16 protein-coding genes are annotated in these 23,738 nt (G+C 57.0%); 10 read left to right on the top strand and 6 right to left on the bottom strand.

Features of this window, described 5'->3' with window-relative positions; translation table 11 throughout:
• The first annotated feature begins 4 nt into the window (after positions 1-4).
• The 4 genes from CIK94_RS10300 (at position 5) to CIK94_RS10285 (ending at position 5,165) form a co-directional block, all read left to right on the top strand.
• Positions 5-2,104: a DUF4838 domain-containing protein gene (locus CIK94_RS10300; protein ID WP_158216558.1), complete on the top strand. Its 2,100-nt coding sequence runs from the start codon at positions 5-7 to the stop codon at positions 2,102-2,104.
• Positions 2,101-2,682: a DUF1573 domain-containing protein gene (locus CIK94_RS10295; RefSeq protein WP_254046200.1), complete on the top strand. Its 582-nt coding sequence runs from the start codon at positions 2,101-2,103 to the stop codon at positions 2,680-2,682. The genes CIK94_RS10300 and CIK94_RS10295 overlap by 4 nt, the downstream gene beginning before the upstream one ends.
• Positions 2,683-2,752: 70 nt before the next feature.
• On the top strand, positions 2,753-3,892 hold the full coding sequence (locus CIK94_RS10290; protein WP_094423005.1) for a hypothetical protein: 1,140 nt from the start codon (positions 2,753-2,755) through the stop codon (positions 3,890-3,892).
• 133 nt (positions 3,893-4,025) lie between these two features.
• Complete coding sequence (locus tag CIK94_RS10285) at positions 4,026-5,165, top strand: hypothetical protein (protein ID WP_144008374.1); 1,140 nt, start codon at positions 4,026-4,028, stop codon at positions 5,163-5,165.
• Positions 5,166-5,326: 161 nt separating this feature from the next.
• On the opposite strand, the gene CIK94_RS10280 is transcribed toward CIK94_RS10285, so the two are convergent.
• Positions 5,327-6,298: a transporter gene (locus CIK94_RS10280; protein ID WP_094423003.1), complete on the bottom strand. Its 972-nt coding sequence runs from the start codon at positions 6,296-6,298 to the stop codon at positions 5,327-5,329.
• A gap of 206 nt (positions 6,299-6,504) precedes the next feature.
• On the opposite strand from CIK94_RS10280, the gene CIK94_RS10275 reads away from it, so the two are divergent.
• A complete protein-coding gene (locus tag CIK94_RS10275; RefSeq protein WP_094423001.1) occupies positions 6,505-8,781 on the top strand; it encodes an alpha-L-rhamnosidase C-terminal domain-containing protein in 2,277 nt (758 codons plus the stop codon).
• A gap of 110 nt (positions 8,782-8,891) precedes the next feature.
• On the opposite strand, the gene CIK94_RS10270 is transcribed toward CIK94_RS10275, so the two are convergent.
• Positions 8,892-10,256, bottom strand: coding sequence for a TrpB-like pyridoxal phosphate-dependent enzyme (locus CIK94_RS10270; RefSeq protein ID WP_094387090.1), 1,365 nt, complete (start codon positions 10,254-10,256; stop codon positions 8,892-8,894).
• A gap of 95 nt (positions 10,257-10,351) precedes the next feature.
• Positions 10,352-10,924, bottom strand: coding sequence for a hypothetical protein (locus CIK94_RS14095; protein ID WP_144008373.1), 573 nt, complete (start codon positions 10,922-10,924; stop codon positions 10,352-10,354).
• Positions 10,925-10,929: 5 nt separating this feature from the next.
• On the opposite strand from CIK94_RS14095, the gene CIK94_RS10260 reads away from it, so the two are divergent.
• Both CIK94_RS10260 and CIK94_RS10255 read left to right on the top strand, forming a co-directional pair.
• Positions 10,930-13,227, top strand: a complete 2,298-nt coding sequence (locus tag CIK94_RS10260; RefSeq protein ID WP_094422997.1) for a GH92 family glycosyl hydrolase — start codon at positions 10,930-10,932, stop codon at positions 13,225-13,227.
• Positions 13,228-13,241: 14 nt separating this feature from the next.
• Positions 13,242-14,417 (top strand): metallophosphoesterase family protein, encoded by a 1,176-nt coding sequence (locus tag CIK94_RS10255; protein ID WP_094422995.1) that lies wholly within the window; start codon positions 13,242-13,244, stop codon positions 14,415-14,417.
• Between the two features lie 103 nt (positions 14,418-14,520).
• On the opposite strand, the gene CIK94_RS10250 is transcribed toward CIK94_RS10255, so the two are convergent.
• The 3 genes from CIK94_RS10250 to dapF form a co-directional block, all read right to left on the bottom strand.
• Complete coding sequence (locus tag CIK94_RS10250; protein WP_094422993.1) at positions 14,521-16,710, bottom strand: glutamine synthetase III; 2,190 nt, start codon at positions 16,708-16,710, stop codon at positions 14,521-14,523.
• A gap of 182 nt (positions 16,711-16,892) precedes the next feature.
• Positions 16,893-18,125, bottom strand: a complete 1,233-nt coding sequence (locus tag CIK94_RS10245) for an LL-diaminopimelate aminotransferase (RefSeq protein ID WP_094389372.1) — start codon at positions 18,123-18,125, stop codon at positions 16,893-16,895.
• Positions 18,126-18,152: 27 nt separating this feature from the next.
• Positions 18,153-18,989, bottom strand: coding sequence for a diaminopimelate epimerase (gene dapF / locus CIK94_RS10240; protein WP_094422991.1), 837 nt, complete (start codon positions 18,987-18,989; stop codon positions 18,153-18,155).
• Between the two features lie 196 nt (positions 18,990-19,185).
• Here dapF and CIK94_RS10235 point away from each other — a divergent pair, with 196 nt between their 5' ends.
• The 3 genes from CIK94_RS10235 to CIK94_RS10225 all read left to right on the top strand — a co-directional run bounded on the left by CIK94_RS10235 (position 19,186) and on the right by CIK94_RS10225 (position 23,615).
• The gene (locus CIK94_RS10235) at positions 19,186-19,503 is read left to right on the top strand and encodes a hypothetical protein (protein WP_144008372.1); all 318 of its coding nucleotides are present in this window, start codon (positions 19,186-19,188) and stop codon (positions 19,501-19,503) included.
• A 952-nt stretch (positions 19,504-20,455) separates the two neighbouring features.
• Positions 20,456-22,153 carry an asparagine synthase B gene (gene asnB, locus CIK94_RS10230; RefSeq protein WP_094422987.1) on the top strand — a complete coding sequence of 566 codons (1,698 nt, stop codon included), beginning with the start codon at positions 20,456-20,458 and terminating at the stop codon, positions 22,151-22,153.
• Positions 22,154-22,232: 79 nt separating this feature from the next.
• Positions 22,233-23,615 carry an ammonium transporter gene (locus CIK94_RS10225; RefSeq protein ID WP_094422985.1) on the top strand — a complete coding sequence of 461 codons (1,383 nt, stop codon included), beginning with the start codon at positions 22,233-22,235 and terminating at the stop codon, positions 23,613-23,615.
• Positions 23,616-23,738: the final 123 nt, after the last annotated feature.

The raw sequence follows: 23,738 nt of genomic DNA, 5'->3' as shown, positions 1-23,738 counted from the left end.
GACAATGGCCACAGCAGTGTGCGCGCTGATGCTCGCCCTGCCTGTCACCCTGCTGGCTGCATGCTCGGGCACAGAGCTCAAGCCCTTCAGCCAGTACAGCGAGTATGCCGTCAAGGCTGCCGACGACGGCGACCCTGGCGACGCCAAATGGGCTGCCTATCTGAAGAGTCACTTCCAGAAACGGGCTACCGACCGCGACTGTATCATCGCCGGAAAAGCTCAGGACGACAGTCAGCTGCAGCTGGTGGTCGACCTCGACGGCAGCATGGACAGCGACTACGAGGTGGCTGTGGCTCCGCACGAGATAAGACTCAAGGCGCGCTCTACCGAAGCGATGCTCTGGCTGCAATACCAGTTCATGAGCTCGGCGTCGGCTGATGACGGCCGCTTCCTCTCTGCCGACCTGCCTCCCGCTGTGGTCGACTGCAAGAGCGACACTAAAGGCAGCTTCGCCTTCGAGCATCGCAGCATCTATACTCCCACCAATACCAATGCCGACATGATGCCCATACTGGGTGTGGGCAATGTAGACTTCGACTGGGGACTGTGGGGACACAATCTGCGCAAGGTATTTACCGACGGTATACCGGCCGAAGCGACGGCTATGGTCAATGGCAAGCGCGACGCGGGGCAGTTCTGCTTCTCGTCGGAGGCACTCTACCATGCCTATGAGCAGTTTGTGGTAGACCAGTATGGCGACGGCAGCGACGGGGTGACCACCCGCTTTGCCGTGGTGCCCAACGACAATCGGCTGGTGTGCCAATGCGCCGCATGCAAGGTAAAAGGAAACACACCGCAGTCGGCTACGCCGGCGGTGACAGCCCTCATCGAGCGGCTGGCGCGCCGCTTCCCGCACCAGATGTTCTTCACCTCGGCCTACTCGACCACCCGCACGGCTCCCACACACCGTCTGCCCGACAACGTGGGCGTGATGGTGAGCGCCATCGACATGCCTATGGCGCCGGAAGCATCACAGGCCAAGGGCCACGAGGGTCTCGAGGCGCAGATCAAGGCTTGGCAGAAATGCTGCGGCAGAGTCTATGTGTGGGACTACATGCGCAACTTCGACGACTACCTCACCCCCTACCCCTGTCTGCACCACATGCAGAGCAGACTGCGCTTCTACCGCGACCTGGGTGTCAAGGGCGTGTTCCTCAACGGCAGCGGATACGACTATGCGCCGTTCGACGATGTGCAGACCTATGTGCTGGCACAGCTGCTTATCAATCCCGATGTCGACATCGAGGCTTGCGCCAGCCGCTACTTCGCCTCGGCTTATCCCAAGACGGGTCAGCTGCTCGGCGACTACTATCGCAAGATAGAAGAGCAGGCCCTGCGCCACACTCTGCCCTTCTACGGCGGCATCGACGAGGCGCTCGGCACTTGGCTCAACGCCCAGCAGTTTGGCGAGTTCTTCTCCACGATGGACCGGGCTTCCAAGCAAGCCGACGAGGCTGAACGCAGCAAGCTCAACCGTCTGCTTACGGCGCTTGCCTTTACCCGCCTGGAGATTATGCGCAGTCAGCAGCAGGCACCAAGCCGTCAGCAGATAGAGGCGATGACCTCGCTGCTGTCACACCATACCGCCTTCAAGGACATGGCCAACTACCGTGAGAGCGACGGCGACCTCGACGGTTACCTCAAGCAGTGGAAGGAGAGCTATCCTTGGCTCGATACCGCCGGCAATCTGCTCCACGGCGCCAACATCGATGCCGAGCCCAAAGCCGACACCCATCTCCTCACCGACGGCAAGCAGGGATTTGCCACCGACTATCATCTGGGTTGGCTGATCACATCGGCACCAGTACAGCGGTTCTCGGTATCATCGGGTCTGCCATCAGCAGCCGTCTTCCATGTAACGCTACTTCACGCACCACAATGGCACATCTTCGCGCCGTCATCGATAGAGGTCGTGCAGGGCGGAGCGGTGAAAGGCAAGGCCATCATAACCTCCCCAACCGACAGCCGCCGCGTCAGGGTGAGCATCAGCGCTACGGGCTTGCAGCCTGGAGTCAAGACCGAGGTCATCATCACGCAGACCGCTGCAGCGGAAGGGCGCAAGACGATGGCTCTCGACGAAATAGAAATAACCAACAGACAATGATGCATATACATTATTATATATATAAGGCGTCACGAGTACTCCTGCCTCTGGTCATAATAGGCATGACGGCAGTGATGGAGACCGCATGCACAAAGCGCGTGCGGCCCACCTACATCACCGTGTCCGACTCCATACGCCACTACTATCCCGTGGTGTCTGGCGAGGTGCTCGACCTCACCTACGTGGTACGCAACGAGGGCGACGACCCGTTCCTGATTGACGATATCCAGCCCTCGTGTGGCTGCATCGACGCTCCCAAGGACATCGACGCCATTCCGCCTCATGATTCCATCACCCTCAAGTTCTCCTTCGACACCACCAAGAACATCGGCTACGTCCGCCATAGCATCAGGCTCTTTGGCAACGTGCTCCCCCGCGGCATGGCTGTACTCACCTTTGATGTCAACGTGGTACCGCCTTCCTTTGACCAACCCGACTACGAGGAAGTTCATTCGCAGCGCCGTGCCAACAATGTCGAGGAACTTGTAGATGGCAAAGCCTCGGAGAAAGGATATTATACCACTCCCGACGCCTCGCGCGACAGCCGTCAGCACGTGAGGTATCCGTGGCGCGACTGACCCCAACAAGAGAATAATCATCAAAAATATAACAAACAAACATTTACAAACATTTCAAATCATTACAATTATGAAGAAAGTATTATTCATGATTTTCGCCGCAATGACCGTGATGGCATGCAGCGATGACTCCACTCCAGGAGTAGAGCCAGGAGGCGGCAGCCAAGCTAAGACTGAGCCAGCTACCGAAGTGTACATCCAGGGCAGCAAGGTGGCTGCCACCCGCGTAGCTGAGGTCCCGACCAACCGAGCATACTTCTTTATCCGCGTAGACAACCGTATCCCCGGCATCGGTAACTTCGACTCCAAAGAGTACTTCCCCCAGACCGAGACAGGTAAGAGCGTCATGGTCGCTGCCAACGAGGGTACCGTCGACGTGTACTACCCCAGCTGGAATAACAGCAGCTTGAACCCCTGGTATGTCTTCGACACCAAGGGCGTGGCTACGCTGAAGGCCATTGACAAGATGCCCACTGTAGAGGACCTCATCAAAGCCGACAAGAGCAAGGGCAAGATCAACTTCAAAGGCGTTGACCTCAAGAAGCTCCACGTGCTGTGGTATATTGTCAAGTACCAGAACGTAGACTACCTGTGGCACGTCGACGGAGTGCTCACCGACCAGGACGTCAAGGACGTGACCGACATACCCGGTATCGGTGAGGACATCAAGAATGAGAACAAGGACCTCGAGGACAAGAGAGACGAGAGCACCGTGCTCCCTACGGGCAACGGCAATGTGGAGGTAGACATACACCAGCAGGCCCACAAGGACTGGAGTGAAATCAAGACCTCTATCCATGTCCGCGACGAAGCCGCCAAGAAGGTTATCGTCGAGATCCCTCTCGCCAAGGAGAACGTGGCTGAGCAGGACGACTTCGCCATCCGCACCTGGGACCTGAAGATTGACGCCAAAGTCTATATCAATGGCAACGAGTACGAGTTTGGCACCACAAATCCTGTGAAGGTAACCATTGAGCATCAGGCTACCAAGGTGGTCATTACTGCAGACTGCACAGCCGCTACAGAGTACATCCAGATGCTGCGCAAGGAGTATGGCGACGGCGTGACCGTTGAGGTTCACACCTACGGCAAGGGACTCACCAACGCCCAGCTATGGGAGAAACTCAAGAAGGCCACCGTGCGCGTTGAGCCCAGTGGCTACAAGTTCTTGAAGTACAACGGCGCCACCAGCGCCTACTTCAGCAAGTAGCCGCCAGCCGTCTATACCATCCGAGACGCGATCAAAGACAAACAAATAACTGCCGTTGGCGCCTGCCTGTGTGAGCAGGCAGACGCCGACGACATCTTGATAACCATTACTAACTATTCAAAATCATCGCATCATGAAAAAAGTATTGTTTATGGCTATCGCTGCAATCGCCATGATTTCCTGCAGCGACGACTCCACTTCCGGACAGGGGACAGGAGGCCAGGGCGGTCAGTCCAAGACCGAACCGGCTACCCAAGTGTACATCCAGGGCAACAAGACCGCTGCCACCCGTGCTGCGGCTGCCAAGGTGAACAAGAAGGGTGCCTATTTCTTCATCCGTTTAGACAACCGCATCGCCGGCGCCGAGGACTGCAAGTCGGGCGACTATTTCCCCCAGGACGTATTCGGCAACACTGTCTGGTTGCCATACAACAAGGGATATATAGACGCCGACTACGCCTACTATTCCAGAAATGACGACTACGACAAATACGTCTACGACAGCAAGGGAAAGGCCACCCTCGACGCTATAGTCGAACAACCGCAGCTCAAGAGCATCATCAAGGCCAACCTGAACCCCAAACTGAAGCTCAAGGACATAGATATCGAAGACCTCTACGTCATCTGGTACATGGTGAAGAAGCAGAAAGATAGCTGGCACGTGGACGGTGTGCTGACCAAGAAGACCAACAAGGACCTCTCGGCTATCCCCGGCGTGGGCGGCGACATCAAGGAGGAGAACAAGGACCTCACCGACAAGAAGGATGACAACACCGTGCCCGCCACCGGCGACGGCAACGTGGAGGTAGACATCCACCAGCAAGCCCACAAGGACTGGAGCGAAATCAAGACCTCTATCCATGTGCGCGACGAGGCTGCCAAGAAGGTTGTCGTCGAGATCCCTCTCGCCAAGGAGAACGTGGCAGAGCAGGACGACTTCGCCATCCGCACCTGGGATCTGAAGATTGACACCAAGGTCTATATCAAGGGTACCGAGTATGAGTTTGGCACTACCAATCCTGTACAGGTCATCGTAGAGCATCAGTCCGACAAGGTAGTCATCACCGCCGATTGCACCGCCGCCACAGAGTACATTCAGGCGCTACGCAAGGAGTATGGCGACGGCGTGACCATCGAGGTCCACACCTACGGCAAGGGTCTCACCGACGCCCAGGTATGGGAGAAGGTCAAGAAGTCGACCGTGCGCGTCGAACCCGCCGGCTACAAGCATCTCAAGTACAACGGCGCCACCAGCGCCTACTTCGGCAAGTAGACCCACGGCTGATACAAGCAGCTCTACGGCTCAGACTATCAGCCCTATACCTTATATAATAAGTAGGGCGCTGCCATCCCTGATGGATGACAGCGCCCTCTCTCTATCCGCAATGCCCACATCCGGCATTGCGGATATTGTTTTGATACCGGCTGCGGGCGTCAGGTGTGCAGTTCGTGCCCCAGCCTGCGCCGGCAGAGCCATATCTCTACCGAGTTGATGATGTTCTGCCACAGGATATAACAGCCGGGACCTATCGACGACAGCGGGTTGAGGTAGGTATAGGCTATCCAGATGGCAAAGGCGGTGTTCTTCTGCCCCAGAGCCTGCCCCGACTCAGTGGTGGCACCAAAGTAGTGACCTATAAATCTGCCCACGGCAAACTGGACGACACAGAGGACAAGCCCCAGTAGCGCGATGATGAGCAGGAAGGTCAGCGAGGTGTCAGCGTGTGCGATGTTCTTGGCCGTGGTGCCCGAGACGATGAGCAGCGAGCCACCCCACATGTAGTACGACAGGTCGTTGATGCTCACCACCCACCGGTGCAGCCGCTTCATGCCATGCTTCACGATATACGCCAACAACATGGGCAGCACCAGCACCATGCACACCTCGTGCAGGATGGTCAGAAAGGCGGTGAGAAAACTCACATTGGCAGCCTTGTCGATCAGCGGGAAACATACCGGGATGAGCAGCGCCGTGATGAAGTTGGAGATGAAGGTATAGGTGGTCATCTGCTCCAGTTTGCCGCCCAACTTGGCCGTCACCACCGGCGCGGCAGCAGCCACGGGGGCTATGATGCAGGTGATGATGGCCTCGACGATGATCAGACTGTTGTCTTTGAGCCTGTATTCCACCACCAGCAGCGTGAGCAGCGCCACAAAGAGCACCTGAACCACGCCCACCCACAACATCCACCTCACGGGTATCAGTCGGCGGAAGTCTACCTTGCAGAAGGTGACAAAGAGTATCAAGAACATAAACAGAGGTAGGATGCGGTCGCAGATGGGACCACACACACGCGCCGCGCCGTCGAGGGCTGGCACCAGGGCAAAGACCAGATATATCGCGATGCCCGAGGCGATGGACACAGGCAGTGTCCAGTTGCGCAGAAACTGTAACAGCGTTTTCATACCATCATTCTTTATCGTTTACTATCATCTATCGCTGACAAAAGTACACTTTTTCGCGCTAACAGATGCAGCCACACCACTTTTTCTGTCATTCCGACGCCCGTCAGACGCTTTTTTCCCTGTGACAGAGCAGAAAGAGCGGCTTTTCCTTTTACCACTACCCGTTTTTTTGTATATTTGTAGCATAATACCAATAAACTATAGATATGCGAAACCTTATCATCTCTTTACTCTTAAGTCTCTGTGCCTCCACGGCATGGGGAGCCAAGGCGTCGTGGATAACGGCTGCCGATGACAGTGTCAACCGCCCCAATACATGGATAGCCTTCCAGAAGGATGTGGTGATGAAGACCAAACCGCGGAGCCTCAAGGCACGCATAGCCTGCGACTCCAAGTACTGGCTGTGGGTCAACGGCAACCTCGTGGTCTTCGAAGGCTCGCTCAAGCGTGGTCCCGCTCCCGGCGAGGGCTACTACGACGAGATCGACCTGAGCCGCCACCTCCAGCGAGGTCACAACCGCGTGGCTGTCCTCGTATGTTATTTCGGCCGCTCGGGCTTTTCCCATGAGGACAGCGGCAAGTCAGGCCTCTACATCGACTCCGACAATGCCGAGCTGTGTACCAACGCCAGCTGGATGAGCCGCATCCATCCCGCCTATGACACAGCCACAGGCGAGATGCCCAACTTCCGACTCTCCGAGAGCAACATCAGCTACGACGCACGCCATGCCATCGACGGATGGCAGACTGCCGACGTCTCTGCCAAGTACGGCTTCACGCCCTCGGTCGAGATTGGAGCCTGGGGCGACCGCCCATGGGGCAAGATGACACGCCGTCCGATACCCATGTTCAAGGACTTCGGCGTCAAGGCTGCCCGCTTCGAGCTCCACGAGGGTGCCCGTCGCGACACCGTCATCGCCTTCCTCCCCGGCAACCTGCAGGTAACCCCCGTGATAGACCTCACCGCCACCCAGGGTGGCGACACCATAGACATCTGGACCAACCACTCCCACATGGCTGGCGCCTGGAATGTCAGGGCACAGTATGTGACACGTCAGGGACAGCAGCAGTACGAGTCGCTGGGCTGGATGAACGGCGAGAAGATTATCCTCTATCTCCCCAAGGGCATCAAGGTCAACGGCGTAAGCTATCGCCAGACGGGTTATGATACCAAGGTGGTGGGTACTTTCCACTCTGACAACAATTTCTATAACCGTTTCTGGCAGAAAGCACTCAATACGCTCTATGTCAATATGCGCGACACCTATTTTGACTGTCCCGAGCGCGAGCGCGCACAGTGGTGGGGCGACGAGGTGATACTTACCAGCCAGGCTTTCTACACGCTGTCGCTCTCGTCGATAGACCTGATGCGCAAGGGCATGCTCGAGCTGGCTGCCTGGCAGACCGATGAGGGAATACTCCACGCCCCTGTGCCAGGTACCTATAAGAGCGAGCTGCCCGGACAGATGTTGGCAGCCGTAGGACTCTATGGTTTCTGGAATTACTATATGAATACGGGCGATTCTGCCACCATCCGCAAGGTCTATCCTGCCGTGCGCCGATACCTTGAGCGTTTCCCACTCGACTCCACCGGGCTTACAGCAGCCTACAAGGCCACTTGGCTGTGGGGCGACTGGGGCGACAACCGCGACATCAGGCTCATCTTCGCCGGCTGGCACTACATGGCTCTCGACGCGATGGCACGTATGGCCGACATAATGGGCCTCGACGCCGACGCAGCCCAGTATCGCGCCACTATGGAGCAGATCAAGAAGGGTTACAACCACTGTTGGAACGGCTACAGCTACCGCCATCCCCAGTATATGGGCGCTACCGATGACCGCGTACAGGCTCTTGCCGTCATCTCGGGCATCGCCGACGAGTCCAAGTATGGCGAGATATTCAATGTACTCAAGACGCAGGAATACGCCAGCCCCTATATGGAACGCTATGTCATGGAGGCCCTCTTCCAGATGGGCCAGGGCGACTACGCCATGCGCCGCCTGAAGAAGCGCATCGCCCCCATGGTCAACGACAAGGACTACCCCACGCTGTGGGAGTTCTGGGATGCCCGCAAGAGGGGCTTCCGCGGCGGCTCGTCCAACCACGCCTGGAGCGGTGGCGGTCTCATCGTGATAGCCCAGAAGCTCATGGGCGCCGAGACCATCGACCCCTGCTGGCGACGCTTCAAGATAGACCCGCAGTATGTCACCTTCGGCGAGGCGAGCCTCTCCTTCCCCACCCTGAGCGGCACCGTCTCTACCGCTTTCAAGCGCGACAAAACCCAGCTCACCATGTCGGTGGGCGTGCCTGCCAAGACCGAGGCGCTGGTCTACATTCCCTCGACCGCCACTGACCGCATCACCATCGACGGCCGCGCTCTGCGCACCGACCGCATCGTGACCGACGCCCAGTGGGCCAAGGCGGGCAAGACTGCCGTCTGGCTGCGTGCCGGCAACCACGAGATACGCGTAGCCAAGTAACCCGCTGATACCAGCCGGCATCACCGCCGGCATAGATACGACAAGGCCGAAGCCCGAGACCCACTGTGTCTCCTGCTTCGGCCTTTTCATTTCTATGCTTGTCGTGTTGACTACATGATTTTGGGCACCTGGGCGAGATACTGCTGCAGTTCCTCGTCAGAGAGCGAGTAGTTCATCAGGTCGCCGTTGAGATAGCTGTCGTACGAGGGCATGTCGATGAGTCCGTGACCACTCAGGTTGAAGAGTATGGTCTTCTGCTCGCCGGCCTCGCGACACTTGAGGGCTTCGCGCACGGTGGCGGCAATGGCATGACAGCTCTCGGGCGCGGGCACGATGCCCTCGGTGCGCGAGAAGAGTATGCCCGCCTGGAAACTCTCCAGCTGCGGGATGTCTACACCATGCATATAGCCGTCCTTGATGAGCTGCGACACAATCATTCCGGCTCCATGGTAGCGCAGACCGCCCGCATGGATGTTGGCGGGCTTGAAGTCGTGACCCAGGGTGAACATGGGCAGCAGCGGAGTATATCCCGCCTCGTCGCCGAAGTCGTATTCAAACTTGCCCCTGGTCAGCTTGGGACAGCTCGATGGCTCGGCGGCGATAAACTCGGTCTTCTTGCCGTCGAGGATGGTATGGCGCATGAAGGGGAAAGCCAGTCCGCCGAAGTTGCTGCCTCCTCCGAAGCAGGCTATCACCATGTCGGGATATTCCTCGGCCATCTCCATCTGCTTTTCTGCCTCAAGTCCTATCACTGTCTGGTGCAGTGAGACGTGGTTGAGTACCGAACCGAGCGTGTACTTGCATCCCGGAGTCTGCATGGCCAGCTCTACAGCCTCGGAGATGGCAGAGCCGAGCGAACCGGGATTGAGGGGATCGCGGGTGATGATGTCCTTGCCGGCGCGGGTCGACATCGATGGCGAGCCCTCGACGGTGGCTCCGAAGGTGCGCATCAGTATCGAGCGGTAGGGCTTCTGCTTCATGGTAATCTTGACCTGGTAGACAGCAGCCTCGAGACCAAATATCTTGGCGGCATAGGACAGCGCGGCGCCCCACTGGCCCGCTCCGGTCTCGGTGGTGACGTTGGTTACGCCCTCTCGCTTGCAATAATAGCACTGTGCGAGTGCCGAATTGATTTTGTGTGAGCCCAGTGGCGACGCACTTTCATTCTTGAAATAGATGTGAGCAGGCGTGTCGAGCGCCTTTTCCAGGGCATACGCGCGCACCAGAGGTGTCGAACGATAGTAGGCATAGAGGTCTCTCACCTCGTCGGGGATGTCTATCCACGCGTGCTCGGTATCGAGCTCCTGGCGCGAACACTCTTCGCTGAATATATGAGCCAGGTCTTCAGGACCTATGGGCTGGTGGGTCTGTGGGTTGAGCGGCGGCAGCGGCTTGGTGGGCATGTCGGCCTGGATGTTGTACCACTGCCGGGGAATCTGGTCTTCCTCGAGCAGAAATCTCTTTTGTTTTTTCATGTCTTGTCGTGTTAAGTGATTTGATTTCCATTTACAAAAGTAGTATTTTCCACGCAAACCACATTACGTTTTGCCAGTTTTTTACACACCGCGGGCTACATTTTGCCATTCCCCACCATCGATGCGCCATGCGTAGCTGCCTCAGCCACTCTCTCCACCATCGCCGTCGGGGCAGAGGGAGCAGGCGCCACGCCGCCGAGGGCGCCAATCACGCCCGAGATGACATCGAGAGTCATTTCGTGGTGCGAAACGACTATTGCACGCCGCGATACAATTAAGGCAAAGCCTGAATTGACTATATCCCACCGCCGAAACAACTTTTCGGCCATCGCGACGCAGATTGCGAGGGATGCGGCGAGGGTGGAGAGGGATGGGATGCGGACGGCGAGGGATGGGGTGCGGGCGGCGAGGGATGGGGTGCGAATAGCAAAGGACGGGGCGACAGCAACGGGGGATGCGATAGCGGCGGCAATGGTAGAAATGGGGATGAAGATGGCTTCCATAACACGCGCACGCATACATATTTTTAACAAATATGATGCGATTTGTTTTGCAAAATGATTGGTTATGCGTAACTTTGTAGATGATTTTTCCGACAGCGCCAGCTGCCGGACCTCATCAGCATAAGGTGAAGACAACAATAACAAGAAACAATACAAACAAGCCAAACAAAATGAACAAGCTAAGAACCCTTTGCACAGTAGTGCTGTCGGCAGGTATGGCCATGATGGCCTACGCCGGGAGCAAGACCGAACCCGTAGATTATGTAAGCACGCTGGTAGGCACGGCATCGTCCTACGAGATATCTACCGGCAACACCTATCCCGCGATAGCCATGCCTTGGGGCATGAACTTCTGGGTGCCTCAGACCGGAAAGAACGGCGACGGCTGGACCTACACCTACTCAGCCAACAAAATCCGTGGCTTCAAGCAGACCCACCAGCCCAGTCCGTGGATCAATGACTACGGCATGTTCTCGCTGATGCCCGTCACCGGACGCGCCATCTTCGACGAGGAGCAGCGCGCCAGCTGGTTCTCCCACAAGGCCGAGAAGGCACTGCCCTACTACTATCGCGCCTATCTGGCCGACTACGACGTGGTGACAGAGATTACACCCACCGAGCGTGCCGCCAGTTTCCGCTTCACATTCCCCGAGACCGACTCTGCCTTCGTGGTGGTCGACGCCTACCACAACGGCTCTTACGTGAAGATACTCCCCCAGGAGCGCAAGATAGTGGGCTATACCACCTTCAACCACGGCGGTGTGCCCGAGGGCTTCCGCAATTACTTTGTCATCACCTTTGACAAGGACTTCACCTATACCGCCACCGTAGACAAGGGCGTAATCAGCCGCGGCATCGCCGAGACTGCCAACGACCATGCCGGAGCCATCATAGGCTTCAAGACCCGCAAGGGAGAGGTGGTCAACGCCCGCGTGGCATCATCATTCATCAGCGCCGAGCAGGCTGAAGTCAACCTCGGAGAGATTGGCAACCGCTCGTTCGACGATGTGTGCAAGGCCGGACGCCAGCGCTGGAACGAGGTATTGGGTCGCGTCGAGGTCAAAGACCAGAGTCTGGACCACCTGCGCACCTTCTACAGCTGTCTGTACCGCTCGGTGCTCTTCCCCCGCGCCTTCTGGGAGGTGGTAGACGGCCAGCCCATGCACTACAGCCCCTACAACGGCAAGGTAGAGAAGGGCTATATGTACACCGACACCGGCTTCTGGGACACCTTCCGTTCGCTCTTCCCGCTGCTCAATCTGCTCTACCCCTCAGAGAACGCCAAGATGCAGGAAGGTCTCGCCAATGCTTACCGCGAGAGCGGCTTCCTGCCCGAATGGGCGTCGCCCGGCCACCGCGGCTGTATGGTGGGCAACAATTCGGCATCAGTAGTGGCCGACGCCATCATCAAGGGAGTGCGCACTGCCGACGCCGAGACGCTGTGGCAGGCTGTGGTACACGGTACCCAGGCAGTTCACCCAGAGATAAGCTCTACCGGCCGTCTCGGATACGAATACTACAACAAGCTGGGCTATGTGCCCTACGATGTAAACATCAAGGAGAATGTGGCCCGTACCCTGGAGTATGCCTACGACGACTGGTGTATATACCAGATGGGCAAGGCACTGGGCAAGAAGGACAAGGAGCTGCGCCCATTCAAGCTGCGCGCCATGAACTACCGCAAGGTATTCGACCCCGAGACCCGTCTGATGCGCGGCAAGTTGAAGAACGGCGAGTTCCAGGCACCCTTCAACCCGCTCAAGTGGGGTGACGCCTTCACCGAAGGCAACAGCTGGCACTACACCTGGAGCGTCTTCCACGACCCGCAAGGACTTATCGACCTGATGGGTGGCAACGCCACGTTCAACCAGATGATGGACTCCGTGTTCACCGTACCTCCCGTCTTCGACGACAGCTACTACGGCTTTGTCATCCACGAGATACGCGAGATGCAGGTGATGAATATGGGCAACTACGCCCACGGCAACCAGCCCATCCAGCACATGATCTATCTCTACAACTACTCGGGCCAACCCTGGAAGGCTCAGCAGCGCGTGCGCGAGGTGATGGACCGCTTCTATACGCCTAACCCCGACGGCTACTGTGGCGACGAGGACAACGGACAGACCTCGGCATGGTACGTATTCTCTGCTCTGGGCTTCTATCCCGTATGTCCTGCCAGCGACCAGTACGTGCTGGGTACGCCCTACTTCGACAGCGTGACGCTCAATCTGGAGAACGGACGCAAGGTGACCATCAACGCCCATGGCAACGGTGCCGACGCTCCCTACATCAGCAGCATGCGTATCAACGGCAGCGACTACACCCGCAACTACATAGACCACGCCACACTCATGGGCGGCGCCAACATCGACTTCAGCCTCAGCCAGAAGCCCAACTACCAGCGCGGCACCAGCGCCGACGACGCCCCCTACTCGTTCAGCCGTGAACTGAAGAAAAAGAAGTAACAACTATATCAATCATGAGAAAAACCATTAAAACACTGATGATGCTGGCAGCACTCACCCTGCTGCCGGCTCAGACATTCGCCATCAAGATTCTGCACGGACCTTACTTGCAGAGCGTAGGCGAAACCGAGGCCACCATCGTATGGACCACCGACAGCATGTCGGTAGCTTGGGTTGAGCTGCTGCCCAACGACGGCATAGAGTTCTATGCCCAGGCGCGTCCCCGTTATTATGACACCCACATCGGCATCAAGCGCACCGACCGCATCCATGCCGTCACCCTCAAGGGACTCAAACCCGGCACCACCTATCGTTACCGCATCTATGCACAGGAGGTGTTGAGCCATCAGGCCAACAGGGTCATCTACGGCAACGTGGCAGCCACGGTGGTCTACAAGAAGGCTCCGCTGGCGTTTACCACACTCGATGAGCGCAAGGCGAGCACCTCCTTTGTCGTGGTCAACGACATCCACGGCAAGAGCGACGTGATGGCGCGTCTGCTCGGCAATGCCGGCTACAAGGACAAGGACCTCGTCTTCTTCAACGGCGACATGCTGTCAATCCTCGACAAGGAAGAGAAGATCTGGAACGGATTTATGGACGAAGCCGTCAAACTCTTCGCCTCGGAGAAGCCTCTCTACTATGTACGCGGCAACCACGAGACACGCGGACAGATAGCCGACCGCTTCCAGCGCTATGTGCGCCCCAACGACGACAAGCTCTACTTCGCCTTCCGTCAGGGTCCCGTGTACTTCATCTGTCTCGACACCGGTGAGGACAAACCCGACAACGACATCGAGTATGCCGGCATCACCGACTATGACAACTACCGCAACGAACAGGTGGAATGGCTGCGCCAGGTCATCGCTTCCGATGAATACAAGCGTGCCCCCTTCCATGTAGTGCTGGGCCACATCCCTCCCCGTTATGACAAGGAAGCCTGGCATGGCGATATTGAGGTCAGGGAGAAGTTTATCCCCGTGCTCAACGAAGCCAACGTCGATCTGATGCTCTGCGGCCACCTCCACGAGTTTGCCTACACCGAGCCCAATGCCCGTCTAAAGTTCCCCATACTGACCAACAGCAATGTAGCCATAGTCTCGGTCAAAGCCGAAGGCAACAAGCTCGACGTCAAAGTGATAGAGGAAGACGGCAAGACCTCATTCCACAAGACCTACATGCAGCGATAGGCTGACAGCGTCAATAAACAAAGCGGACCAAGATGGTTATCCAACCTGTCTTGGTCCGCTTTTTTGTTATAAAGACTTGGGGCGCTGTGGCCCCAAGCGTCTGTTATCTCAGAAAGAGCATCTCGCGATACTTGGGCAGTGTCCAGAGTTCGTCGCTTACCACCAGCTCGAGCTTGTCTATCTGGTAGCGTATCTCCTCCATCTTGGGCGCCACGGTGTCGTGGTATGCCACAGCCTTGGAGCGCTCGTCCTCTATCTTGTTGGCCACCTTGCGGGCGTCTACGAGTTCCTCCACGCCGGTCTCTATGGCCTGGGTGCGCTCGGCTATCTCCTTGATGATCTTCTTGTTGCGCGCGGTGAGTGCGTCGGCCTCCTCCTTGGAGAACACCTCATACATATTGGTCACATTCTTGAGCAGCTGGCTCTGGTAGTGGGTGGCCACGGGGATGATGTGGTTCATGGTGAGGTCGCCCATGACGCGGGCCTCTATCTGTATCTTCTTGGTGTATGTCTCCCATTTCACCTCGTTGCGGGCTTCAAGCTCGGCGCGCTTCATCACGTTGAGACTCTCAAACATCTTCACGCTCGACTCGTCGAGATAGCGGTCGAAGATGACTGGACATGATGTCTCGCAGTCGAGACCACGACGCTTGGCTTCCTCAACCCACTCGTCGGAGTAGCCGTTGCCATCGAAGTGGATGGGCTGGCAGGTCTTGAGGTCTTCGCGAACCACATCGATGATGGCGCTTATCTTGTCCTCGCCCTTGGTGATGAGTGCGTCTACGCGGCTCTTGAAGTCGTTGAGCGCCTCAGCCACTGCGGCATTGAGGGCAATCATTGCCGAAGCGCAGTTGGCCTCTGAACCTACCGCGCGGAACTCGAAGCGGTTGCCGGTGAAGGCGAAAGGAGAGGTGCGGTTGCGGTCGGTGTTGTCGATGAGCAACTCGGGGATGCCGGGGATATCGAGGTTCATGCCCTGCTTGCCCTTCATCGAGAAGAGGTCGTCCTTGTCGGCTTTGACGATATGGTCGAGCAGGTCGGTGAGCTGTCGGCCCAGGAAGCTGGAAATGATGGCGGGTGGCGCCTCATTGGCTCCGAGTCGGTGGGCATTGGTGGCACTCATGATGGAAGCCTTGATGAGTCCGTTGTGACGGTACACGCCCATGAGGGTCTCGACGATGAATACCACGAAGCGCAGATTGTCCTCGGGAGTCTTGCCCGGAGCGTGGAGCAGCACGCCCGTGTCGGTCGAGAGGCTCCAGTTGTTGTGCTTACCCGAACCATTGATGCCGGCAAAGGGCTTCTCGTGGAGCAGCACACGGAACCCGTGGCGACGCGCAACCTTCTTCATGACCGACATGATAAGCATATTGTGGTCTACAGCCAAGTTGCACTCCTCGAAGATGGGCGCCAGCTCAAACTGGTTGGGCGCAACCTCGTTGTGACGGGTCTTGCAGGGGATGCCAAGGGCAAGAGCCTCGATTTCCAGGTCCTTCATAAAGGCCTGAACGCGCTCAGGGATGGTTCCGAAGTAGTGGTCGTCCATCTGCTGGTTCTTGGCAGAGTCGTGACCCATAAGGGTACGGCCGGTAAGCATCAGGTCGGGACGCGCGAAGTAGAGTCCTTCGTCTACGAGGAAGTATTCCTGCTCCCAACCCAGGTTGGCCTGCACCTTCTTGACATTGGGGTAGAAGTACTGAGCCACTCCGGTGGCAGCCTCTCCTACTGCGCGCAGCGTGCGGAGCAACGGCGCCTTGTAGTCGAGCGACTCGCCGGTATAGGAGATGAAGATGGTGGGTATACAGAGGGTGTCGTCGATGATGAACACGGGCGATGTGGGGTCCCAAGCCGAATAGCCGCGTGCCTCAAACGTGTTGCGTATTCCTCCTGATGGGAAACTTGAGGCGTCGGGTTCCTGCTGGACGAGTAGCTTGCCTGAAAACTCTTCTATCATACCTCCCTTGCCGTCGTGTTCGACAAAGGCATCGTGCTTTTCGGCCGTTCCCTCGGTCAGGGGCTGGAACCAGTGAGTGTAGTGGGTCACGCCGTTCTCCTCGGCCCATTGCTTCATGCCCGCAGCCACAGCGTCGGCTATGGAGCGGTCGAGCTGGGCGCCGTTGTCCATTACATCTACCAGCTTGCGATATACATCGGCGGGCAGGTACTTGAACATCTTGGCACGGTTGAACACCAGCTTTCCGAAATACTCGGACGGACGGTCCTTGGGAGTGGCCACCTCGACGGGTTTCTTGTGGAAAGCCTCTTCTACAGCATCAAATCTCAAATTTGCCATAATCTTCGTGAATTGTAAATATGTTGATAACTTGAATATTCTTTGTTTCAGCGCTGCCGGCGATGGCTCCGTCGCGTGCCGACATGGAGGGCCTCACCGTTACGGTGTGCAAAGTTACTGAAAATCTTGCCTATTCCTTTACTGTTTGTCACTTTTTTTTACGATTTTCATCCTCTCTGCCGTCATCCCATCCATTGGCGCAGTCGCTGCATGGCTTCTTCGCAACTGTCGCGGTCGCCAAAGGCGGTGAGACGGAAGTAGCCCTCGCCGCTGGGACCAAAGCCCACGCCGGGGGTGCAGACTACCGAGGCGCCGTAGAGCATCTGCTCGAAGAAGCGCCAGCTCTCCTGACCCTCGGGAGTGCGCACCCAGAGATAGGGAGCGTTCTCGCCGCCATAGACGCTGAAGCCCATGGCGCGCAGGGCGTCGGTCATAAGTCGGGCGTTGCCCATATAGTAGTCGATGGTGGCTCGGGTCTGTGCCTTGCCGTCGGGGGTGTAGATGGCTTCGGCTGCGCGCTGTGAGATGTAGCTGGCGCCGTTGAACTTGGTACACTGGCGGCGCTCCCAGAGATGGTTGAGCTCCACCTGCTGGCGTCCGTCGGTGGTCACAGCTTTCAGGTCGCGCGGGATGACGGTGTATCCGCAGCGTACACCGGTAAAGCCTGCCGTCTTGGAGTAGCTGTGGAACTCTATGGCACACTTGCGTGCGCCCCGTATCTCGTATATCGAGTGGGGAATGGACTTGTCCTGGATGTAGGCTTCATAGGCAGCGTCGTAGAAGATGATGGCGTCGTTGGCGAGGGCGTAGTTGACCCATTTCTTCAGTTCTGCCTTAGACAGTACGGTACCCGTGGGGTTGTTGGGATAGCACAGGTATATCATATCGACACGGTGGTCGGGCAGCGCGGGCACGAAATCGTTCTCGGCAGTACAGGGCAGATAGGTCACGTTGCTCCAGCGGCCGTTGGCGAAGGTTCCGGCGCGGCCTATCATGGCATTGGAGTCGATATAGACAGGATAGACGGGGTCGGTGACAGCCACCGAGTTGTCCCAACGCACTATCTCCTGGATGTTACCCGTATCACTCTTGGCGCCGTCGTTGATGAAAATCTCCGAGGGGTCAAGGTGTATGCCGCGAGGGGCGAAGTCGTTCTTCAGGATGGCTTCGCGCAGAAAGTCGTAGCCATGCTCGGGGCCATAGCCGTGGAACGACTGCTTGACAGCCAGGTCGTCTACGGCACGGTGCATGGCTTCAATCACCGCTGGACACAGGGGCTGGGTGACATCGCCTATTCCCAGACTGATGACGTGGGCATTGGGATGGGACACGCGGTAGGCGTTGACCTTCTTGGCCACATCGGCGAAGAGGTAATTGTCCGAGAGTTTCAGGAAGTGTTCGTTTACTAAAGCCATATTCTTCTTGATGTTGTTAAAGTGGAATTACAGGGTTATCTCGCCGTCGAAGACAAACTCGGCAGGGCCCGAGAGCATCACGTGGTCGTCCTCGGCCCATCTCACGTGGAGCCTGCCGCCGTCCATCACCACATCGCTCTCGCGCGAGGTCAGCCCCACGTGGGCGGCAGCCACGGCGGTGGCGCAGGCTCCGGTTCCGCAAGCCATGGTGATGCCCGACCCGCGCTCCCAGACACGGGTGCGCAGTTCGTCGGTGCCCGTCAGCTGGGCAAACTCTATATTGCAGCGCTCGGGGAAGGCTGGCAGATGCTCGCCCATAGCCCCCACGCGCGCCACATCGATGGCGGCGATATCGTCGACGAAGACCACACAATGGGGATTGCCCATCGACACAAACAAAGGATGCCCATACTCTCGCAGGGCATCAAGACCCACCTGCTCGTCATACTGACTGGCTTGGTGGAAAGCGGGTTGGAGCATATCGACGGTGACGCCGGTGACCGTAAGCCGGTCGGGCGAGAGGGACAGCGAGAGTGTTTTCACCCCCGAGAGGGTCTCAAGTTTTATCTCGCTGCTATCCGTAAGATGTCGTTCATAGAGATATTTGCCGATACATCGGCTTGCGTTGCCGCACATCTTGGCTTCGGAGCCGTCGGCATTGAAGATACGCATCGAGAAGTCGGCTCCGCTCAGTATCGAGGGCTTCCCGATAAGCACCAGACCATCGCTCCCGATGCCTGTGTGGCGGTTGCTCCACTTCACCGACGCCGTCTGCGGGTCGGAAATGGGGTAGCGGGTGGTGTCGACATAGATGTAGTCGTTGCCGGCACCGTCCATCTTGGTAAAGTGTATCCTGTTGTGCATCGTTTCTCTCAATCTTACGATTGCAAAAGTACATAGTTTGTCACAAACCATGCCCTAAAATATTGTTTTTTTATCTTTTATTTATGAGAAAGTTACGATTTGCAACGCCGAGGCGCCATTTTTGCATAAAAATGTAAGCACGGAAGTTGCCAAGACTTACACTTTTGTCACAGAGGTCATCAAAAATACCGTGGAGATGGCCAGGAGCATTGCAGAGGTCATCTCCATGCGCGCATCTGCTATCCCTACGTGGATGAAGAGAATACAAAAAACCTTGGCGTCTTCTGACGGCTCCGCCTTGGTGGCAATGACAGCAATGGCAGCCGGAAAACAAGTTTTCCATCGTGCCATCACCGTCATCACCACCGTCATGCGCAGCATGACGTCAGAAGATACCAAGGAGCAACAAGCCGCCGTTGGCGGTAAAAAAAGCCCGGCTCGCGCCGGAACAAAAGAGATAGTCAATAGGATAGCCGTAAGCAGCGGCAACTCTGTAGAAGTTGCGCTTACATAGCCCAGGGTTGCGGGCGAAGACCGCTACCCTGGGTAGGTTTACCGTTTTTATGGCAACTCTGTAGGAGTTGCGATTAGCCGAAGGCGTTATACTCAGTCAAATAATATTCCCCAATACATTTCAGTCCATTGTCCTGCTGCGGGTAACGCCTTCGGCTAAGCGCAACACTTTACCTTTCCGCGCCGCATAGCGCCGCGCCGGTGACCTTCGGTTCAGCGTTGCTCCACCTTTTATATATAGCACCCAGGGTAGAGGCGCTGCGCACCTCAACCCTGGGCTGGGGAAACGCAACTCCTACAGAGTTGCCAGGGGTGCGTACCTTCTTCTATGGGCTAACCATACATGGTCGTTGGGAGCGTACCTTCCCGCAATGGACTAACTATACATGGTCATTGGGAACAGACCTTCCACAATGGGCTAACTATATATGGTCGGTGGGAGCATACCTTCCACAATGGGCTAACTATACATGGTCGGTGGGTGCGTACCTTCCACAATGGACTAACTATACATGGTCGGTGGGAGCAGACCTTCCACATTGGGCTAACTATACATGGTCGGTGGGAGCAGGCCTTCCACATTGGGCTATATTATCCTCACGCCTATTGCATTGTATTCGGGACTGGAGAGGAAGACCTGGGCAAACCTCCTTATGCATTCCCCATCCATCGGGACGATGGTAACAATCTGTAACCAAATCGCGGTGATTATGTGAGAAAGTGTAAGGTTTGTGGAGTTTATATCTTACACTTTGTAGATTATTTCGATTTTATTAAATCATATTGATCTATTTCTGGCGGTTATCATGACAAAAGTGATTACTTTTGCAGGGGTAAACTTACTTATTTCCGGCTTTTCGCCCGTTATGGATGCTACACTACAGGATAACAGCATCAGACGACGACACACCGGCTATCGTCCAGAGACAGCCAACCTTATAAATATATATAATATGTGTGGAATTGTAGCCATTTTCAACATTAGCGGCCCTATGGGCCAGCTCCGTGACAAAGCACTGCGTATGAGTCAGAAGATAAGACACCGTGGCCCCGACTGGAGCGGTATCTATACAGGTCACACCGCCATCCTCGCCCATGAACGCCTGTCTATCGTCGACCCCCAATCCGGTCGCCAACCTCTGTTCAGCTGCGACCGCAAGCAGATACTCGCCGTCAATGGTGAGATATACAACCACCAGGACCTACGCGCCCAGTATGCCAACTCCTACACCTTCGCCACAGGTAGCGACTGCGAGTCTATCCTCCCCCTCTACCGCGACCTCTTTGCCGACGGCCGCGACCCCAGCAATAAAGACATCGTTGCCATGCTCGAGCGTCTCTCGGGCATCTTCGCCTTTGCCCTCTACGACGAACAGCGCGAAGAGTTTCTCATCGCCCGCGACCCTATCGGCGTGATACCTCTTTATATAGGTTATGACGGCGAGGGTCGTGTCTACGTGGCCAGCGAGCTCAAGGCCCTCGAGGGTCAGTGTGACCATTACGAGCCTTTTCTCCCAGGCCACTACTACTGGAGCCGTAACCTTGGCATGAAGCGCTATTACCGTAGAGACTGGATGCAGTATGACAACGTAAACGACAACGATGCCAGCGCCGACGCCGTGCGCCAGTCGCTGATGGGCGCGGTGCGCCGCCAGCTCATGAGTGATGTGCCCTACGGCGTGCTGCTCAGCGGCGGACTGGACAGTTCCATCGTCTCGGCCGTAGCCTCACAGTATGCCGAGCGCCGCATCGAAGACGGCGGACGGCAGAGAGCCTGGTGGCCCCGGCTGCACTCCTTTGCGGTAGGACTCAAAGGGGCGCCCGACCTGGTCAAGGCCCGCATGATGGCCGACCATATCGGCACCGTGCACCATGAGGTCAACTACACCATACAGGAAGGACTTGACGCCCTGCGCGACGTGATTTACTTCATCGAGACCTACGATGTCACCACCGTGCGTGCCTCGACGCCCATGTATCTGCTCGCCCGCGTCATCAGGTCGATGGGTATCAAGATGGTACTCTCGGGCGAGGGCGCCGACGAAATCTTCGGCGGCTACCTCTATTTCCACAAGGCTCCCTCTGCCCGCGCCTTCCATCAGGAGACGGTGCGCAAGCTGTCCAAGCTCTACCTCTACGACTGTCTGCGTGCCAACAAGAGTCTGGCGGCATGGGGCGTGGAGGGACGCGTGCCCTTCCTCGACCGCGAGTTTCTCGATGTGGCGATGCGCCTCAACCCTGCAGCCAAGATGTGTCCCGGCGACAAGATAGAGAAATACATTCTGCGCGAGGCCTTTGCCGACATGCTGCCCCACGAGGTGGCGTGGCGGCAGAAGGAGCAGTTCAGCGACGGCGTGGGCTATTCGTGGATAGACACCCTCAAGCAGATTACTGCCGAGGCGGTGAGCGACGACGAGATGGCACATGCCCACGAGCGTTTCCCTATACATACGCCGCAGAACAAGGAGGAATACTTCTACCGCAGCATCTTCGAGGAACATTTCCCGAGCGACAGCGCGGCTCTGAGTGTGCCCAGCGTGCCCAGCGTGGCTTGCTCCACCCCCGAAGCGCTGGCTTGGGATGCCACTTTCAGCGGCAAGAACGACCCCAGTGGCCGTGCCGTCCACGACGTTCATACCCAGGCTTATTGACACTGCCGTCCCGAAGACGGGGCTCAGCCCGTCACCGACAGACTTCACATAAATAATCATCCTATAAAGAGAAAAGAAAATGAAAGTACACAAGAAATGGATTATCCTCATGGCGGGCATGACGGTCATAGCCTTCGCCGGACTGTTTGCCACCGAACCCTCGTTCGTCTGCGACTTCAACAAAATCAATGGCGCCGATGTGGCATGGCTCATCACCGCCACCATCTTCGTGCTGATGATGACGCCAGGTCTGTCGTTCTTCTACGGCGGCATGGTGGGAGCCAAGAATGTCATCTCTACCATGCTGCAGAGCTTCATCGCCATGGGCCTGGTGAGCGTGCTATGGGTGGTCTTCGGCTTCAGCCTGGCGTTTGGCGACGACATCGGCGGAGTGCTGGGCGACCCCACCACCTTTCTGATGTTCCAGCACGTGGGTGCCGACACCTACATCACGCCTACGGGAAGGCTGCTGGGCGGCGCCACAATACCCCTCGCCCTCTACGCGCTGTTCCAGATGAAGTTTGCCATCATCACCCCATCGCTTATCACGGGCTCGTTTGCCGAGCGTGTGCGCTTCTCGGCCTACCTGTTCTTCATGATGTGGTTTATGGTGTTCATCTACTGTCCGCTGGCCCACATGACGTGGCACCCCGACGGTCTCTTCCTCAAATGGGGCGTCGTCGACTTTGCCGGAGGTATCGTGGTCCACGCCTCATCGGGAGTGGCAGCCCTCGCGGGAGCCATCTTCCTGGGCAGAAGGGCTGCCCAGACGCGCCAGTCGCAGCCTGCCAACATCCCCTTTGTACTGTTGGGAGCAGCCATGCTGTGGCTGGGATGGTTCGGCTTCAATGCAGGCAGTTCGCTGCATGCCGACGGCCAGGCAGTCAAGGCGTTTCTCAATACCAATACAGCCTCGGCTACAGCGATGATGACCTGGATATTCTTTGACTGTCTGCGTGGGCGCAAGCCTTCGGCCATGGGCGCCGCCGTGGGTTGCGTGGTAGGTCTGGTGGCCATCACCCCATCGGCAGGCTACGTCACCGTAGGACAGAGTATCTTCATCGCCTTTGTCATCACACTGATATGCAATATCGCTGTCTACTGGCGCAGCCACAGCCGCATCGACGATGCCCTCGACGTATTCCCTACCCACGGCACGGGCGGTATCTTCGGCACAGTGCTCACTGGCATCTTCATCCAGGAAGGCCTCATCTCGGGCACGTGGGCTGGCGTGGTGGTCTTCCTTTACCATCTGCTTGCCGTAGCCATCGTCATCGTCTATACGTTTACCATGAGTTATCTGGGCTACTGGCTTATCGACAAGGTCATCCCCATGCGCGTGAGTGCACAGAGCGAGCGCGTGGGCCTCGACTTCTCCCAGCACGAGGAACACTATGGTCTGTCGCATATCGGTGAGCGCGAGATAGCCGAATACGAGGACTATCTGCGACAGAAGGAATAGCGATGCGACAGGATTGATATTCTCAATCACAACATCTATAACCTCAACCGGGGATGCCAACCGTGACGGTCGGCTCTCCGGTTTTTTTTGTGAAGGGAGGCCCCTCCCCGACCCTCCGAAAGC

The sequence above is a fragment of the Prevotella sp. P4-51 genome, from assembly GCF_002251455.1.
GTDB lineage: Bacteria > Bacteroidota > Bacteroidia > Bacteroidales > Bacteroidaceae > Prevotella.
Note: the sequence above shows the minus strand (reverse complement) of the source record. Positions and strands in the feature narration are given on the sequence as shown.

What these genes read in the sequence shown, in the direction of transcription:
- CIK94_RS10295 (WP_254046200.1), top strand. Translation starts at nt 2,101, where the DNA reads ATGATGCATATACATTATTATATATATAAGGCGTCACGAGTACTCCTG.
- CIK94_RS10255 (WP_094422995.1), top strand. Translation starts at nt 13,242, where the DNA reads ATGAGAAAAACCATTAAAACACTGATGATGCTGGCAGCACTCACCCTG.
- CIK94_RS10280 (WP_094423003.1), bottom strand. Translation starts at nt 6,298, where the DNA reads ATGAAAACGCTGTTACAGTTTCTGCGCAACTGGACACTGCCTGTGTCC.
- CIK94_RS10270 (WP_094387090.1), bottom strand. Translation starts at nt 10,256, where the DNA reads ATGAAAAAACAAAAGAGATTTCTGCTCGAGGAAGACCAGATTCCCCGG.
- CIK94_RS10285 (WP_144008374.1), top strand. Translation starts at nt 4,026, where the DNA reads ATGAAAAAAGTATTGTTTATGGCTATCGCTGCAATCGCCATGATTTCC.
- CIK94_RS10250 (WP_094422993.1), bottom strand. Translation starts at nt 16,710, where the DNA reads ATGGCAAATTTGAGATTTGATGCTGTAGAAGAGGCTTTCCACAAGAAA.
- CIK94_RS10235 (WP_144008372.1), top strand. Translation starts at nt 19,186, where the DNA reads ATGGCCAGGAGCATTGCAGAGGTCATCTCCATGCGCGCATCTGCTATC.
- asnB (WP_094422987.1), top strand. Translation starts at nt 20,456, where the DNA reads ATGTGTGGAATTGTAGCCATTTTCAACATTAGCGGCCCTATGGGCCAG.
- CIK94_RS10245 (WP_094389372.1), bottom strand. Translation starts at nt 18,125, where the DNA reads ATGGCTTTAGTAAACGAACACTTCCTGAAACTCTCGGACAATTACCTC.
- CIK94_RS10260 (WP_094422997.1), top strand. Translation starts at nt 10,930, where the DNA reads ATGAACAAGCTAAGAACCCTTTGCACAGTAGTGCTGTCGGCAGGTATG.
- dapF (WP_094422991.1), bottom strand. Translation starts at nt 18,989, where the DNA reads ATGCACAACAGGATACACTTTACCAAGATGGACGGTGCCGGCAACGAC.
- CIK94_RS10290 (WP_094423005.1), top strand. Translation starts at nt 2,753, where the DNA reads ATGAAGAAAGTATTATTCATGATTTTCGCCGCAATGACCGTGATGGCA.
- CIK94_RS10300 (WP_158216558.1), top strand. Translation starts at nt 5, where the DNA reads ATGGCCACAGCAGTGTGCGCGCTGATGCTCGCCCTGCCTGTCACCCTG.
- CIK94_RS10275 (WP_094423001.1), top strand. Translation starts at nt 6,505, where the DNA reads ATGCGAAACCTTATCATCTCTTTACTCTTAAGTCTCTGTGCCTCCACG.
- CIK94_RS10225 (WP_094422985.1), top strand. Translation starts at nt 22,233, where the DNA reads ATGAAAGTACACAAGAAATGGATTATCCTCATGGCGGGCATGACGGTC.